This window comes from Thalassotalea loyana (assembly GCF_030161435.1).
GTDB lineage: Bacteria > Pseudomonadota > Gammaproteobacteria > Enterobacterales > Alteromonadaceae > Thalassotalea_G > Thalassotalea_G loyana.
Genome location: NZ_BSSV01000005.1, coordinates 25,841 through 40,146, shown reverse-complemented (window position 1 = coordinate 40,146; position 14,306 = coordinate 25,841). Strand labels below are relative to the sequence as shown.

The following is a 14,306-nucleotide window of genomic DNA, read 5'->3' as shown; positions in this document are numbered from 1 at the left end:
AGTCCTCGAACGTATTTTTATTTTGCTATTGTGTTTTTTTTAGTTCAATTAAATGTCGCTCACCATCCAATGTTGGTACGGTAAGCGGGTAACTATTGGTTACTTTAATGTTTTCTGGCAATAATTCAATTTCTTCTGTTGGATATTGCCCTTTAAGTGCGTAAAAGCATCCTTTCTCATCAATCAGGTGTGAGCACCAGTTAATCATATCTTGCAAAGAAGCAAAAGCTCTAGACAAAACACCATCAAATGGTTGTTCTATTGGATATTTTTCTACACGCATTTGTACAGGGGTGACGTTTTTCAGTTTTAATTGGAAAACAACCTGACGTAAAAATGTAATTCGTTTACCCAGAGAATCCAGCAAAACAAACTCGCGTTCAGGGAACAAAATAGCCAATGGAATGCCGGGTAAACCAGGGCCTGTACCAACATCAATAAAGCGATCACCTTGCAAATGCTCACCAACCACTAAAGAGTCCAAAATATGTTTTACAAGCATATCTTTTGGATCTCTAACAGATGTTAAGTTATACGCTTTGTTCCATTTGTTCAATAATTCAACATATTTGCTAAGTTGTGAAACTTGTTCGTCGCTTACTTCGATTGAAGTTTTTTCAATCAGCGAACGTAATTCTACTTCGTATGTCATCTATTTAGGCACTCTTGCGCAACAAACCGTGTTTTTTCAAATAAACAATCAGCAACGAGATTGCAGCTGGTGTAATACCTGAAATTCGAGACGCTTTACCTAAAGTTTCAGGTTTAGCATCCGTAAGTTTAGCAACAACTTCATTTGATAAACCAGAGATCTGACTGTAATCGAAGTCTACAGGGATCAACGTATCTTCATGACGTTTTTTCTTTTCAATCTCATCCATTTGGCGATCAATATATCCTTGATATTTAATCTGAATTTCTACTTGCTCAGCTGCTTGAGTGTCATTAAGTGCTGGGCCAAACGCTTCGATTGCCATAACATCTTCATAACGAGTTTCTGGACGACGTAAAATATCTTCTAAATTTGCTTCTCTAGAGATTGGGTTTTTCAATAATGGATTTAACTGCTCTTTTGCAGGATGATCTTTATGAACCCACGTTGTTTTTAAACGTTGACGTTCAAGCTCAATATTTTCCATTTTTTCGTTAAATCGTGCCCAACGTTTGTCACAAACAAGGCCTAATTCTCGGCCTTTTTCCGTTAAACGAATGTCAGCATTGTCTTCACGCAGCAACAAACGATATTCAGCACGAGAAGTAAACATACGGTAAGGTTCTTTTGTCCCTAGCGTTGCTAAGTCATCAATCAATACGCCCATATATGCTTGATCACGACCCAAGATCCACTGATCTTTTTCTTGAACTCTTAAAGCAGCATTCGTAGCAGCAATAAGACCTTGCGCACCAGCTTCTTCATAGCCGGTCGTACCATTAATTTGGCCGGCAAAATATAAGTTCTGAATAAATTTAGATTCCAACGTTTGCTTTAAATCGCGTGGATCAAAGTAATCATATTCAATAGCATAACCAGGGCGGGTAATATGTGCGTTTTCAAACCCTTTTATTGAACGAACAAGATTCATTTGTACGTCAAAAGGCAAACTAGTTGAAATACCATTAGGATAGATTTCATGCGTCGTTAAACCTTCAGGCTCAACGAAGATTTGATGCGTATCTTTGTCAGCAAAACGCATAATTTTATCTTCAATCGATGGACAGTAGCGTGGACCAACCCCTTCAATCACACCTGTATACATTGGTGAACGATCTAGGCCTTCACGAATAATATCATGGGTTTTTTCGTTGGTATGCGTGATATAGCATGAAATCTGCTCTGGATGATCCTCTTGAGATCCCATGAAAGAAAATACCGGACGAGGTGTATCACCAGGTTGCTCTTGCATCACTGAGAAATCAAGCGTTCTCGCATCTAAGCGAGGCGGTGTGCCCGTTTTCAAACGATCGATTCTAAATGGCATATCACGTAAACGGCTGGCTAGATTTACACTTGCAGGATCACCTGCGCGTCCACCTTGGTAGTTATTTAAACCGATATGAATTTGGCCAGCTAAGAAAGTACCAACAGTTAATACAACAGTTTTGCCTTTGAACTGCAGTCCCATTTGGGTAGAAACGCCAACCATTTGATCATTTTCAATGATCAAATCATCACATGGCTGCTGGAAAATCGTTAAGTTTTCTTGGTTTTCTAGAAAACTCCTTACAAACGATCGATATAACGCTCTATCAGCTTGTGCACGTGTAGCCCGTACTGCTGGGCCTTTACTTGCATTTAATGTTCTAAACTGGATCGCACTATGATCAATGGCTGTTGCCATTAATCCACCAAGTGCGTCTATTTCTTTTACAAGATGTCCTTTACCGATCCCGCCAATTGCTGGATTACATGACATCTGTCCTAAGGTATCAATATTGTGTGTTAAAAGAAGTGTTTTACAGCCCATGCGAGCAGCTGCAAGTGCTGCTTCAGTACCAGCATGGCCACCGCCAACAACAATAACGTCAAATGAGTCTTGATACCACATTGATCATTTACCTTAGGTTAATTTAAAAGGGCACGTATTCTACCGTTTTTTTTAGATCGTTGGAATGAAAATTATCGTTTAATTTAAGCAGCACGATCACTAATTAAATATAAAGATCTTATATAAAGATCTTATTATTACTTATTATTAAGATCGTCTTGATCTGTTGATAACTCTTTTTAGCCCTTATAAACCAATGAGATCCGTGAGATCAGATCCTGTGATCAAACGTTGATCTATGGGCGTATATCCTTTGATCAAAAGCCTTTGTTATCCACATGGAAAATTAGATTAAATTTAATAAACTGAATAATAAGATCTATTTCAGTACTTATTACCAAAGATATCCACATTGCTTTGCATAATGGCGTTTTTATGTGGGTATCTTATTAGTAAGATCAAGATAACTGATCTTTTAGATCGCTTATCCATAGAGAAGATAGTTCTTCTGGATCGATATCTTGCTGCATATCATGTAATAAAGGTTCTTTTATTTGATTACAACCCTTTGATATTAGTAGTTTATTTATGTTTTTCGCTGCATAACAAAAAGTGTCGTAGCTCGAGTCACCTAGACCGATCGTTATACATTTCGTTGTTGATAGATCAATTTCTTGATCTGTGAGCTGATCGACAAAGTGCTGTATGTTGTCAGGATACTCTCCTGCACCATGAGTAGAGGTACAAACTAGCCAAATTTGATCTTTGTAGGGAATATCTGACAATTCAGGAGATAAATGGAGCGTGGTTTGATGGTTTAATTCGTCTAAAGTTTGTTGGCATGCTTCGGCAACGTACTCTGAGCCACCTAGCATACTCCCGACGATTATTTGAATTGAAGCCATAGTTACACCTATTGATTAAAATAAGCGTAACTATAACATTTTATACCTATTGAAATACTGCTTTAGTCATCTCTAAGGTTGTTCTTAATAGAGCGTATAAAAAGCTTCTAACTTGTTGTGTTGGTAGCTTAAGGTGCCATAACACTGAATGTTACTATGGCACTATGCTCTGATAAATTTACGTGATCGAGTTGTGTTTAAGAGTAATACCTATGTCTTTCGGTCTGTCCATATACTTAGAAAGAGCAAATCATTATTACAACTGAATTTAGACCAAATAACTTACAGGGGACTATTTACCAATACAGAAAGACGAGAATATCTTACCTAATAGGTCATCACTGGTGAATTCCCCGGTAATCTCATTGAGTTCTTGTTGGCAAAGCCTCAACTCTTCAGCTAGGATCTCTCCAGCAACGTAAGCTTCTAACTGATCCTTTCCGCTTGTTAAATGTTTATATGCGTTTTCTAACGCGACCAAATGACGTCGACGCGCCATAAAACCACCTTCCGTACTTCCTTGATAACCTATGATCTCTTTTAGGTGCTCTGTTAGTAAATCTACACCTTGATTGGTTTTTGCTGATAACGTGATGACAGGTTCATCGTTCTCAACGGTTTTACCTATTGTTGCGCCAGATATATCCGCTTTATTTTTAATTAATGTGACGCCAATATTTTCCGGTAATGCTTGATAGAATTCAGGCCAAAAGGTTTTTAGATCAATGGCTTGATCGTTTGACGAATCAACCATTAACAATACGCGATCAGCTTGCTTAATTTCTTTCCACGCTCGCTCAATACCTATTTGCTCTACTTTATCTGGACTCTCGCGAAGACCCGCAGTATCAATAATGTGTAAAGGCATACCATCAATGTGTATTTGTTCAGTTAACACATCGCGTGTTGTTCCCTCAATATCTGTTACTATAGCGGTCTCTTTACCACTCAACGCATTAAGTAGGCTAGATTTACCTGCGTTAGGTCGCCCTGCAATAACAACGCGCATTCCTTCTCTCAATATGCTGCCTTGTTTAGCTTGTTTTTGAACATCTTCAACACTATCTATAATCGCCGTAAGATCATTCATTACCTTTTCATCAGCGAGAAAGTCTATTTCTTCTTCCGGGAAGTCGATGGCTGCTTCAACGTACATGCGCAGATGGATTACGTCTTCTACAAGCTGGTGAACGAGTTTAGAAAAACTACCTTGCAAAGATTGAAGGGCACTTTTGGCAGCTTGTTCTGAACTTGAATTGATCAAATCTGCAATAGCTTCTGCTTGCGTTAAATCGAGTTTGTCGTTCAAAAATGCTTGTTCGGAAAACTCGCCTGGTTTTGCCATTCTGATATTTTCGATAGCGAGTATTTCTTTGAGTAGCATATCAAGAATGACGGGTCCACCGTGACCTTGTAGTTCTAGAACATCTTCACCAGTAAAAGAGTTAGGACCTTCAAAATACAATGCGATGCCTTGGTCTAAGGTTTGCCCTGATTGGTCTTTAAATGGCAGATATTCTGCATATCGTGTTTTGGGTTGCTTACCTAAGATGGTTACGGCGACTTTTGACGCTAAAGGGCCTGATACACGAATAATACCTACACCACCTCTACCCGGTGCTGTTGCTTGTGCAGCAATTGTTTCTGTGTTGCTGCTTAATGACATCTCAGTCATATTAAATCTCGATAATGGTCTAATGGTGGTATTTTACGCTAAGTTTTGCTCAAGCTGAAATTTAATACCAGTCCGTATAGTAATATGATCTACTCAGAGCTGCGCCAGCAGTTCGAGTACAATCATAATTTGTGAAGGTAGAGTCGTTCTCAGCTTTGTCTCCCTAGTCGCTCTAAGTCCCCCATCCACGGAGTCGTACATCAATCAAATTTTAGGCAGTAATCGGCTGCAGGAGAGCTCGCGGAGGGATTGGATAAAAGTCGCTACTACTATGTTACAAGCAACTTTTATCACAAGCTGAGCGAACATTTATTTATTCAGATTGGTATAACAATAAAAAAAGCGACCAGAGGCCGCTTTTTTTATTATTCAATTTAAATCAATTAATACTATTTTTGTTTAGCTTTTTCCATGCCGTTAAAAATAATTTTCATTTGAATAATTGAAACAATATTACTTACTAACCAGTATAAAACTAGGCCAGATGGGAACCAGAAGAAGAATACAGTAAACATTACAGGCATGTACTGCATGATCTTTTGTTGCATTGGATCTTGTGTCGTCATCGGTTGCATTTTTTGCATCACGAACATACTGATACCCATTAAAATAGGTAAAATGTAGTAAGGGTCTTTCGACGAAAGGTCTGTTAACCACAAGCCAAACGATGCATGGCGCAACTCTACACTCTCTAAAAATACCCAGTACAATGCCAAGAAAATTGGCATTTGGATTAACATAGGTAAACAACCACCTGCTGGATTTACCTTTTCTTTGCGGTAAAGCTCCATTGTCGCTTGACCCATCTTTTGACGATCATCACCAAAGCGCTCTTTAAGTTGTTGCATCTTAGGCTGTAAATCACGCATTTTGGCCATCGATGTGTATTGTGCTTTGGTTAATGGGTACATGATACCTTTCACGATTAACGTGATGATAATAATCGCAATACCCCAGTTAACAACAACTGATTGAATTGCCAATAATAACCAGTGTAATGGCTGACTGATCATAAATAAGAAGCCAAAATCAACAGTCAGATCTAAGCCATCTGCAATGGCTGCTAAGTCATCTTGTAACTTAGGACCAACATATAGTGTTGCCGTCGCTGTCGCTGTTTGATTGGCATCGATTGTTACTGCTGGCGCTTTAAAACCAATAACTGCATCGCCATTAGAGGTATAGTTCGTGTAAAGTTGATTATTGTCACCAACTTGCGGAACCCAAGCTGACACAAAATAGTGTTCAAGCATTGCAACCCAACCACCACGAGTTGTTTGATTTAAGTTTGCATCAGCAATATCTTCAAAGTCGTATTTCTCGTAACGTTCTTCCGTTGTTGAGAATGCGGCACCACGATAGGTTGGAATAAAAGCTGAAGATCCTTCAACGTAACTTGATTGCTTTAATTGACCATACAACTGAACACTTGCACTTTGTGCTGTTGTATTAGTTAATTTGTAAGAAAGGCCTATATCGTATTTACCTTGTGTAAAGGTATACGTTTTCACTAGGTTAAGACCGTTATCTTGGTTTAATACTAAATTAACTTCAAGCTGACCGTCACTGTTTAATTGGTAATCGGTTTTTTCTACTTGGTAAATAGGGCGACCAGGGATCAGGCGATCTGGACCGTTAGCGCCAGTTAAACCACTTTGTGCAATGTATTTGCGAGCACCATTTTGAAGCATGGTGTATGGAATGCCGCTGCCTTGCTCTGTATCGTAATTTAATAATGATACTTCCGTAATATCACCACCTTGTGTGTTGATTTTTACTTTCACAACATCGGTTGTGACCGTGATCATTTTCGCTGAAGGTTTCACTACATCAACACTTGGTTGAGTTTGTGAAGATGCAGGAACAAAGTCATCATTGCCATTTTGCTCTGCTTGTACATCTTGAGTTACTTGTGGCTGTTCTTGCACTTGAATAGGTGCATTTTCAAGCTGCCATTGTTGAAATAACAAAAAGCTCACTACAAGTAATGCTATAAAAAGCAAACTGCGTTGGGATTCCATAAGTTATTTTTTCTCTTTTGGTTTTTGTGGTACTGGATCTTCACCACCTTCATTTAAAGGATGGCATTTTAGTATACGTTTGCTCGCTAACCAACCACCTTTTAACAATCCGAAACGATTTATTGCTTCAATTGCATAAAAAGAGCAGGTTGGATGGAAACGACATTTATTTGGGCCAAGCATTGGACTAATAAAGTTCTGATAACCCTTTATTAGATATATTGCTATTTTTTGCCCAATCGACGGTCTATTTTGCGCCATATACCATATATTTGCTTGCTGATGTCTTCATTTTCAAGGCTATCTATGCCTGACTTTACCATTACTACCATATCAACATGTGGGAGTTGGTCTTGATTTAATCGAAAACTTTCGCGAACCAAACGTTTAATTCTGTTTCTTTGTACTGCTAGTTTGACACGTTTTTTGGCAATAGCTAGCCCCAAACGATTTTGTTGATCATTGTTTGGTGTTGTTAAAACAGTAAAGTGTTGAGTAGAAAATCGAGTAGGATTTGAGAAGATGTTTTGAAATTGACTGGGAGTCAAGATTCTTGACTCCCGAGTAAACTTTTTAGTAACCGTCATAATCTGGCTACAAATCTCGTGAGAGATTAAGCGCTTAAACGAGCACGACCTTTAGCACGACGACGCGCTAAAACAGCACGACCGTTCTTAGTAGCCATACGAGCACGGAAACCGTGGTTACGCTTACGCTTTAATACGCTAGGTTGAAATGTTCTTTTCATGAGACTTAGTCCGTCGGTTGTTGTTGCCCTGGCAAAACAGCCCTTTGGCACACTGGTTCAAAAAATGAGGGCGAATTTTAAAGCGCCTACAGTTTTTTGTCAATATTATTCTTTGGATAAAATTTGCAAAGATCGTTTAAGGATCCTGCAAAAATTATTTGCTATCCACAGTTTTATCACATTTTAACGGGTATTTTATTGTTATTGTACAAAAATGTAGCAGATGTTATTAAAACATAACTGCTAATTTTAAACTATTATATGGATGTATATTATTGTTTTTATTTGATTAATTGTTGCTTTAGTGAAAAAGTTTTATAAATACGAAAAGTCAATATTGATGTTGTGGATAACTCGTTAGATAATAGCTGAATAATTAATAATATTTATTTTCTGATCCGCGCTTTTTGCCTCGTTCTTGGCATCTCTCGAATAGATTAGAATGTTAGGAGTCATAGAGTGTCACAATCACTCTGGCATCGTTGCCTGTCTGTTTTACAAGAAGAATTACCTGCACAACAATTCAGTATGTGGATCCGCCCACTCCAGTGTGTAGAAGAAAACAATATCATGACGATCTATGCTCCCAATCGATTCGTTCTAGATTGGGTTCGCGAGAAATATGTTGATCGCATCAATGAGTTGGTCTCTATGGAGGAGTCTAACCCTCCATTGTTAAGATTTGACGTTGGAAGTTTACCAACATCAACTCACGATCAAGTTTCTCAAGTCACTGAAGTGCCTAAACCTAGTGTTAGCAACTCGAGTAATGCTCAGCCTGAGGCAAATTTACCAAAATCTACTAATGTTTTTGTCAAATACACGTTTGATAATTTCGTTGAAGGTAAGTCAAACCAACTAGCAAGAGCCGCAGCGTCTCAAGTTGCTGACAACCCTGGTACTGCGTACAACCCTCTTTTTATCTACGGAGATACCGGTTTAGGTAAAACTCACTTATTGCATGCCGTCGGAAATGGTATTTTGCACAGTAACCCGAAAGCAAAGATTGCTTACATGCACTCAGAACGCTTTGTGCAAGATATGGTTAAAGCTTTACAAAACAACGCAATAGAGCAGTTTAAGCAATACTACCGCAGTGTCGATGCTCTACTGATCGATGATATTCAGTTTTTTGCTAATAAAGAACGTACACAAGAAGAGTTCTTCCATACTTTTAACGCGTTGCTTGAGGGGAATCAGCAGATCATCCTTACCAGTGATCGTTATCCAAAAGAGATCGATGGCGTAGAGGATCGTTTAAAATCACGTTTTGGTTGGGGGCTAACCTTAGCAATAGAACCACCGGAGCTTGAAACGCGAGTTGCAATTTTGAAGCGTAAAGCGCAAGAGCGTAATATTAACTTAGCGGATGAAGTCGCGTTTTTTATTGCAAAACGGATCCGAGCGAATGTGCGTGATCTAGAAGGCGCATTAAACCGTGTTATCGCCAATGCAAACTTTACCGGCCGAGCGATAACAATCGATTTTGTTCGAGAAGCATTGCGAGATTTACTTGCACTGCAAGACAAGCTTGTTACTATCGATAACATACAACGAACGGTCGCTGAATATTACAAAATAAAAGTAGCTGATCTGCTGTCTAAAAGGCGCAGCCGTTCGGTCGCTAGGCCGCGCCAAATAGCAATGGCGTTGTCTAAAGAATTGACTAACCATAGCTTACCTGAAATTGGTGATGCGTTTGGTGGTCGAGATCACACAACAGTTCTTCATGCTTGTCGCAAGGTGAAAGAGCTTCGTGAAGATTCTCATGATATAAAAGAAGATTATTCAAATTTAATAAGAACATTATCGTCTTAAGGGTTAAAGCAAATGAAGTTTTCGGTAAATAGGGAAGTCTTACTTAAGCCATTACTTTTAGTTTCTGGTGCAGTTGAACGCAAAAGTACATTACCTATTTTAGGCAATATACTTTTTGACGTAAGTGGGCAATCACTTACCTTAACAGCTACGGATTTAGAGCTTGAGATGGTTTCTTATGCTGAAGTTGAGAATCATGGCGAAGATGGCAAGGTAACCATCCCGGCGCGCAAGTTATTAGATATCTGTAAGAGTTTACCTGATAATTCTCAGCTTACTTTTGACGCGCATGATGAGACGGTTACGATCAGTACAGGGCGTAGTAAATATTCGTTATCTACATTGTCTGCTAACGACTTTCCTAATATCGAGCAATGGCAAGGTGACGTTGAGTTCAAGTTGTTAAAATCTGAATTACTGCGTTTGATCGAAAGCACTCACTTTTCGATGGCCAACCAAGATGTTCGCTACTACTTAAATGGTATGTCGATTGAGACCGAAGGAAATGAAATTCGCTCGGTTGCGACAGATGGTCACCGTTTGGCAATTTGTAAAATTGGTAATGATGCATTATCGCTTCCTTCACGACAGGTTATTGTACCTCGCAAAGGTATCCTAGAAATTATTCGTTTATTGGAGCCTGTGGATGAAGAAATTCAAATTTTCATGGGCTCTAACCATATCCGTATTTTAGATACGGCTTTTTCATTCACAAGTAAGTTAGTTGACGGTCGGTTCCCTGATTACCGTCGAGTCTTGCCACGTAATGGTGACAAAGTCTTAACAACAGACAAAGACTCACTTCGCCAGGTATTATCTAGAGCGTCTATTTTATCGAATGAAAAATTCAAAGGTGTTCGTTTAAATTTTGAACCAACTGAACTTAAGATCACAGCGAATAACCCTGAACAAGAACAAGCAGAAGAATTAATTGAAATTGATTTTCCGTATGAGTCACTAGAGATTGGTTTTAACGTTAGTTATGTGCTTGATGTTTTAAACGCAATCAAAGATGAAGAAGTTCAATTTACGCTCTCTGATGCTAACAGTAGTGTCGTGATTGAAGGGAAAGATTCTGGCGAAGCAATTTACGTTGTTATGCCAATGCGCTTGTAGTGAATGAGTGTTACTAAGCTTACAACGCACAACTTTAGAAATTTAAAGCCTGCGAATATAACGTTTGATAATGATTTAAATTTTATTATCGGTGATAACGGTAGCGGTAAGAGTAGTATATTAGAAGCGATTTTTTATCTAGGTCATGGAAAATCGTTTCGCAATGCAAAACTAGATAACCTTGTGACATTTGAGCAAGGTTACTTTGTAGTTAGCATTGAGAATAATCAGGAATCTCGTTTTGGTATTAAAAGAGATATCAATACAGGTTCGAGTGAAATAAAGATTAATGGTGAGAAGGTAAGTAAGCTTTCTGACCTCGCCGTTAACATTGCGGTGCAAGTGATTACGCCAGAAAGCTTTAAGTTGTTTTTTGGTGGTCCTAAAGAACGACGTAAGTTTTTCGATTTAGGGATGTTTCACGTGAAACAATCATTTGGTAGTTTGTGGAAAAGCTTTTCAAAACTACAAAAGCAGCGAAATGCCTTATTGAAATCATTTCGCAATAAGGCTGATTTCGATTATTGGGATCAGCAATTTGTAATACAAAGTGAAGCAATTGCTGAGCTGAGAAAAAATTACTTTACCCAACTGTCAGAAGAACTTTCAGGCTGGATTAGTATCTTATTACCGGAGCTTGTTGAAGATATTCGTGTTCAATATTACCAAGGCTGGCCAAATAAGAAATCACTCGCTGATGTATTAGAAAGTAATTTTGAAAAAGATTGCCAAACAGGGTTCACCCAATATGGCGCACATAAATTTGATGTAAGGTTTTTGATTGGCGGCAAGGCACTTGATTTAAAACTTTCTCGTGGACAACAAAAGTTGTTTTTACTGGCTTTAACTTTTGCTCAGACAAAATTGATTGAAAAAGTAGAGCGCGTAAAACCAATTCTGTTAATAGACGATTTTGGTGCAGAGTTAGATATTAATTCTCGAACAGCATTGATGAATGCTTTAAATAACATTGATTGCCAAAGTATTATTACAGCAATCGACGAGTTTTCGTTGGAACCCATGTTACAACAAGAACAACAATATAAGATGTTTCACGTGAAACATGGTGAAATCTTAGAAATAAGTAAATAGGCTATATATGACAGTAGAAAACGAATACGGCTCAGATAGTATTAAGGTACTTAAAGGGCTTGATGCGGTAAGAAAAAGACCAGGGATGTACATTGGTGATACCGATGATGGTACGGGCCTACACCACATGGTATTTGAGGTACTAGATAACTCAATCGATGAAGCGTTAGCTGGTCACTGTAACGACATACACGTAACAATCCACTTAGATGGTTCGGTATCTGTAAAAGATGACGGCCGAGGTATTCCAACTGATATTCACCCTGAAGAGGGTGTTTCAGCAGCTGAAGTAATTATGACTGTACTTCATGCCGGTGGTAAATTTGGTGGTGAAGATTCAGGTTATAAAGTATCTGGTGGTCTTCATGGCGTAGGTATTTCAGTAGTAAACGCGTTAAGTGACAAGTTAAAGCTAACCATTCGTCGTGGTGGAAAAATTCACGAGCAGGAATATCATTTAGGTGAACCGCAAGCGCCGCTAGCAGAAGTTGGTGATTCGGAAACAACTGGTACAGAAGTACGCTTTTGGCCAAGTGCTGAAATTTTCTCTGATATTGAGTTTCACTATGACATCTTATTAAAGCGTATTCGTGAGTTATCATTCCTTAACTCGGGTATTTCAATTACATTAATTGATGAACGTGACGCAGATAAGAAAGAACACTTCCACTATGAAGGCGGTATTCAAGCATTCGTTGATTACTTAAATACAAATAAAACACCAGTAAATGAAGAAATCTTTTACTTCGATTTAGAGCGTGAAGACGGTATTGTTGTTGAAGTGGCTATACAGTGGAACGACGGCTTCCAAGAAAATATTTTCTGTTTCACAAACAATATCCCACAAAAAGATGGTGGTACTCACTTAAGTGGTTTTAGAACAGCATTAACACGTACGCTAAATAGCTACATGGTTAAAGAAGGTCTAAACAAAACCAAGAAAGGTGAAACTAACGCCTCTGGTGATGACGCACGTGAAGGTTTAACCGCCGTAATTTCAGTGAAGGTACCTGATCCGAAATTCTCATCACAAACAAAAGATAAGTTAGTATCAAGTGAAGTTAAATCTGCCGTTGAGCAAGCGATGGGTGAGAAGTTAGGCGAATACCTATTAGAAAACCCAGGTACAGCTAAAACAATTATCATGAAGATAATCGATGCTGCACGTGCTCGTGAAGCTGCACGTAAAGCACGTGAAATGACACGTCGTAAAGGTGCTCTTGATATTGCAGGTTTACCAGGTAAATTAGCTGACTGTCAGGAAAAAGATCCGGCACTCTCTGAACTATACATAGTGGAGGGTGACTCTGCGGGTGGTTCAGCTAAGCAGGGTCGTAATCGTAAAAACCAAGCTATCTTGCCTCTTAAAGGTAAAATTTTAAACGTAGAAAAAGCACGTTTTGATAAGATGATTTCATCTGCAGAGGTAGGTACGTTAATCACAGCCCTTGGTTGTGGTATTGGTCGTGATGAATATGATCCAGAAAAACTACGTTATCACAGCATCATTATAATGACGGATGCCGACGTCGATGGTTCACACATTCGTACACTATTATTAACTTTCTTCTATCGTCAAATGCCTGAAATTATGGAGCGCGGTTATGTTTATATTGCTCAACCGCCACTTTATAAAGTTAAGAAAGGTAAGCAAGAACGTTACATTAAAGATGACGAAGCATTAACTGAATACCTAACAACATTAGCTTTAGAAAATGCAGAAATTCATGTAAATGAATCTGCGCCAGCCATTTCTGATGTCGCATTAGAACAGTTGGTAAATCAATTCCGCTCTACTATGGATACGATTAAACGCGTATCTCGTCAGATTCCTGAAGACATTTTAGAGAAAATGGTTTACTCAAATGTTATTGAAACAGCTGAGTTTGCTAATAAAGATTCGGTAGAAGCTTGGTCTAAAAACATCTTAACTCAATTAGAAAACCAAGATGGCAATGGTTCAATTTACTCAGTTGAAGTATTGCACGACGCTGAACGCAACATTTACTTCCCACAATTCAATGTTCGCCAACACGGTATCGATAAGCAGTATAACTGTGGATATGAGTTTATTAACTCAAATGAATTTAATGCTATTCGCGGGCTCAACAAAGCAATCAATGGCTTAATGGAAGAAGGTGCTTACGTTAAACGTGGTGAAAAAGTTAAACCAGTATCAAGCTTCGAAGAAGCATTAAACTGGTTAATGGCTGAATCAAAACGTGGTCAATACATTCAACGTTACAAAGGGTTAGGTGAGATGAACCCTGACCAACTTTGGGAAACGACAATGGACCCAGAAACACGCCGTATGCTTCGTGTTACTATTGAAGATGCAATTGCAGCAGACCAACTGTTTAACACCTTAATGGGTGACCAAGTTGAACCTCGCCGTGAATTCATTGAAGACAATGCCCTTAAAGTGGCAAACTTAGACGTTTAGTT

At 38.7% G+C, this 14,306-nt stretch carries 12 protein-coding genes; 4 read left to right on the top strand and 8 right to left on the bottom strand.

Annotated elements, in window-relative coordinates:
* Positions 1-25: 25 nt before the first annotated feature.
* The 8 genes from rsmG to rpmH form a co-directional block, all read right to left on the bottom strand.
* Positions 26-652, bottom strand: coding sequence for a 16S rRNA (guanine(527)-N(7))-methyltransferase RsmG (gene rsmG / locus QQK05_RS11520; protein ID WP_284298722.1), 627 nt, complete (start codon positions 650-652; stop codon positions 26-28).
* 4 nt (positions 653-656) lie between these two features.
* Positions 657-2,546 (bottom strand): tRNA uridine-5-carboxymethylaminomethyl(34) synthesis enzyme MnmG, encoded by a 1,890-nt coding sequence (gene mnmG / locus QQK05_RS11515; protein ID WP_284298720.1) that lies wholly within the window; start codon positions 2,544-2,546, stop codon positions 657-659.
* Positions 2,547-2,944: 398 nt separating this feature from the next.
* On the bottom strand, positions 2,945-3,391 hold the full coding sequence (gene mioC / locus QQK05_RS11510) for an FMN-binding protein MioC (RefSeq protein WP_284298717.1): 447 nt from the start codon (positions 3,389-3,391) through the stop codon (positions 2,945-2,947).
* 292 nt (positions 3,392-3,683) lie between these two features.
* On the bottom strand, positions 3,684-5,057 hold the full coding sequence (mnmE, locus tag QQK05_RS11505; RefSeq protein ID WP_284299180.1) for a tRNA uridine-5-carboxymethylaminomethyl(34) synthesis GTPase MnmE: 1,374 nt from the start codon (positions 5,055-5,057) through the stop codon (positions 3,684-3,686).
* 398 nt (positions 5,058-5,455) lie between these two features.
* Positions 5,456-7,087 (bottom strand): membrane protein insertase YidC, encoded by a 1,632-nt coding sequence (gene yidC, locus QQK05_RS11500; protein WP_284298714.1) that lies wholly within the window; start codon positions 7,085-7,087, stop codon positions 5,456-5,458.
* A 3-nt stretch (positions 7,088-7,090) separates the two neighbouring features.
* Positions 7,091-7,348: a membrane protein insertion efficiency factor YidD gene (yidD, locus tag QQK05_RS11495; RefSeq protein WP_284298712.1), complete on the bottom strand. Its 258-nt coding sequence runs from the start codon at positions 7,346-7,348 to the stop codon at positions 7,091-7,093.
* Complete coding sequence (gene rnpA, locus QQK05_RS11490) at positions 7,312-7,635, bottom strand: ribonuclease P protein component (RefSeq protein ID WP_284298710.1); 324 nt, start codon at positions 7,633-7,635, stop codon at positions 7,312-7,314. The genes yidD and rnpA overlap by 37 nt, the downstream gene beginning before the upstream one ends.
* Before the next feature lie 65 nt (positions 7,636-7,700).
* Complete coding sequence (rpmH, locus tag QQK05_RS11485) at positions 7,701-7,835, bottom strand: 50S ribosomal protein L34 (protein WP_074496262.1); 135 nt, start codon at positions 7,833-7,835, stop codon at positions 7,701-7,703.
* Between the two features lie 459 nt (positions 7,836-8,294).
* Between rpmH and dnaA the strand changes: the two genes are divergently transcribed.
* From dnaA to gyrB, 4 genes are read left to right on the top strand one after another with little or no spacing between them, the layout of a single operon-like run.
* Positions 8,295-9,653, top strand: coding sequence for a chromosomal replication initiator protein DnaA (gene dnaA, locus QQK05_RS11480; protein WP_284298708.1), 1,359 nt, complete (start codon positions 8,295-8,297; stop codon positions 9,651-9,653).
* Positions 9,654-9,665: 12 nt separating this feature from the next.
* The gene (dnaN, locus tag QQK05_RS11475) at positions 9,666-10,769 is read left to right on the top strand and encodes a DNA polymerase III subunit beta (RefSeq protein ID WP_284298706.1); all 1,104 of its coding nucleotides are present in this window, start codon (positions 9,666-9,668) and stop codon (positions 10,767-10,769) included.
* Between the two features lie 3 nt (positions 10,770-10,772).
* Positions 10,773-11,861 carry a DNA replication/repair protein RecF gene (gene recF / locus QQK05_RS11470; protein ID WP_284298704.1) on the top strand — a complete coding sequence of 363 codons (1,089 nt, stop codon included), beginning with the start codon at positions 10,773-10,775 and terminating at the stop codon, positions 11,859-11,861.
* 7 nt (positions 11,862-11,868) lie between these two features.
* Positions 11,869-14,304, top strand: a complete 2,436-nt coding sequence (gene gyrB / locus QQK05_RS11465) for a DNA topoisomerase (ATP-hydrolyzing) subunit B (RefSeq protein WP_284298702.1) — start codon at positions 11,869-11,871, stop codon at positions 14,302-14,304.
* Positions 14,305-14,306: the final 2 nt, after the last annotated feature.

Excerpts from the sequence above, each read along its gene's own strand:
- yidD (WP_284298712.1), bottom strand. The coding sequence starts at position 7,348 with ATGGCGCAAAATAGACCGTCGATTGGGCAAAAAATAGCAATATATCTA.
- recF (WP_284298704.1), top strand. The coding sequence starts at position 10,773 with ATGAGTGTTACTAAGCTTACAACGCACAACTTTAGAAATTTAAAGCCT.
- rsmG (WP_284298722.1), bottom strand. The coding sequence starts at position 652 with ATGACATACGAAGTAGAATTACGTTCGCTGATTGAAAAAACTTCAATC.
- mioC (WP_284298717.1), bottom strand. The coding sequence starts at position 3,391 with ATGGCTTCAATTCAAATAATCGTCGGGAGTATGCTAGGTGGCTCAGAG.
- yidC (WP_284298714.1), bottom strand. The coding sequence starts at position 7,087 with ATGGAATCCCAACGCAGTTTGCTTTTTATAGCATTACTTGTAGTGAGC.
- rpmH (WP_074496262.1), bottom strand. The coding sequence starts at position 7,835 with ATGAAAAGAACATTTCAACCTAGCGTATTAAAGCGTAAGCGTAACCAC.
- gyrB (WP_284298702.1), top strand. The coding sequence starts at position 11,869 with ATGACAGTAGAAAACGAATACGGCTCAGATAGTATTAAGGTACTTAAA.
- mnmG (WP_284298720.1), bottom strand. The coding sequence starts at position 2,546 with ATGTGGTATCAAGACTCATTTGACGTTATTGTTGTTGGCGGTGGCCAT.
- dnaN (WP_284298706.1), top strand. The coding sequence starts at position 9,666 with ATGAAGTTTTCGGTAAATAGGGAAGTCTTACTTAAGCCATTACTTTTA.
- mnmE (WP_284299180.1), bottom strand. The coding sequence starts at position 5,057 with ATGTCATTAAGCAGCAACACAGAAACAATTGCTGCACAAGCAACAGCA.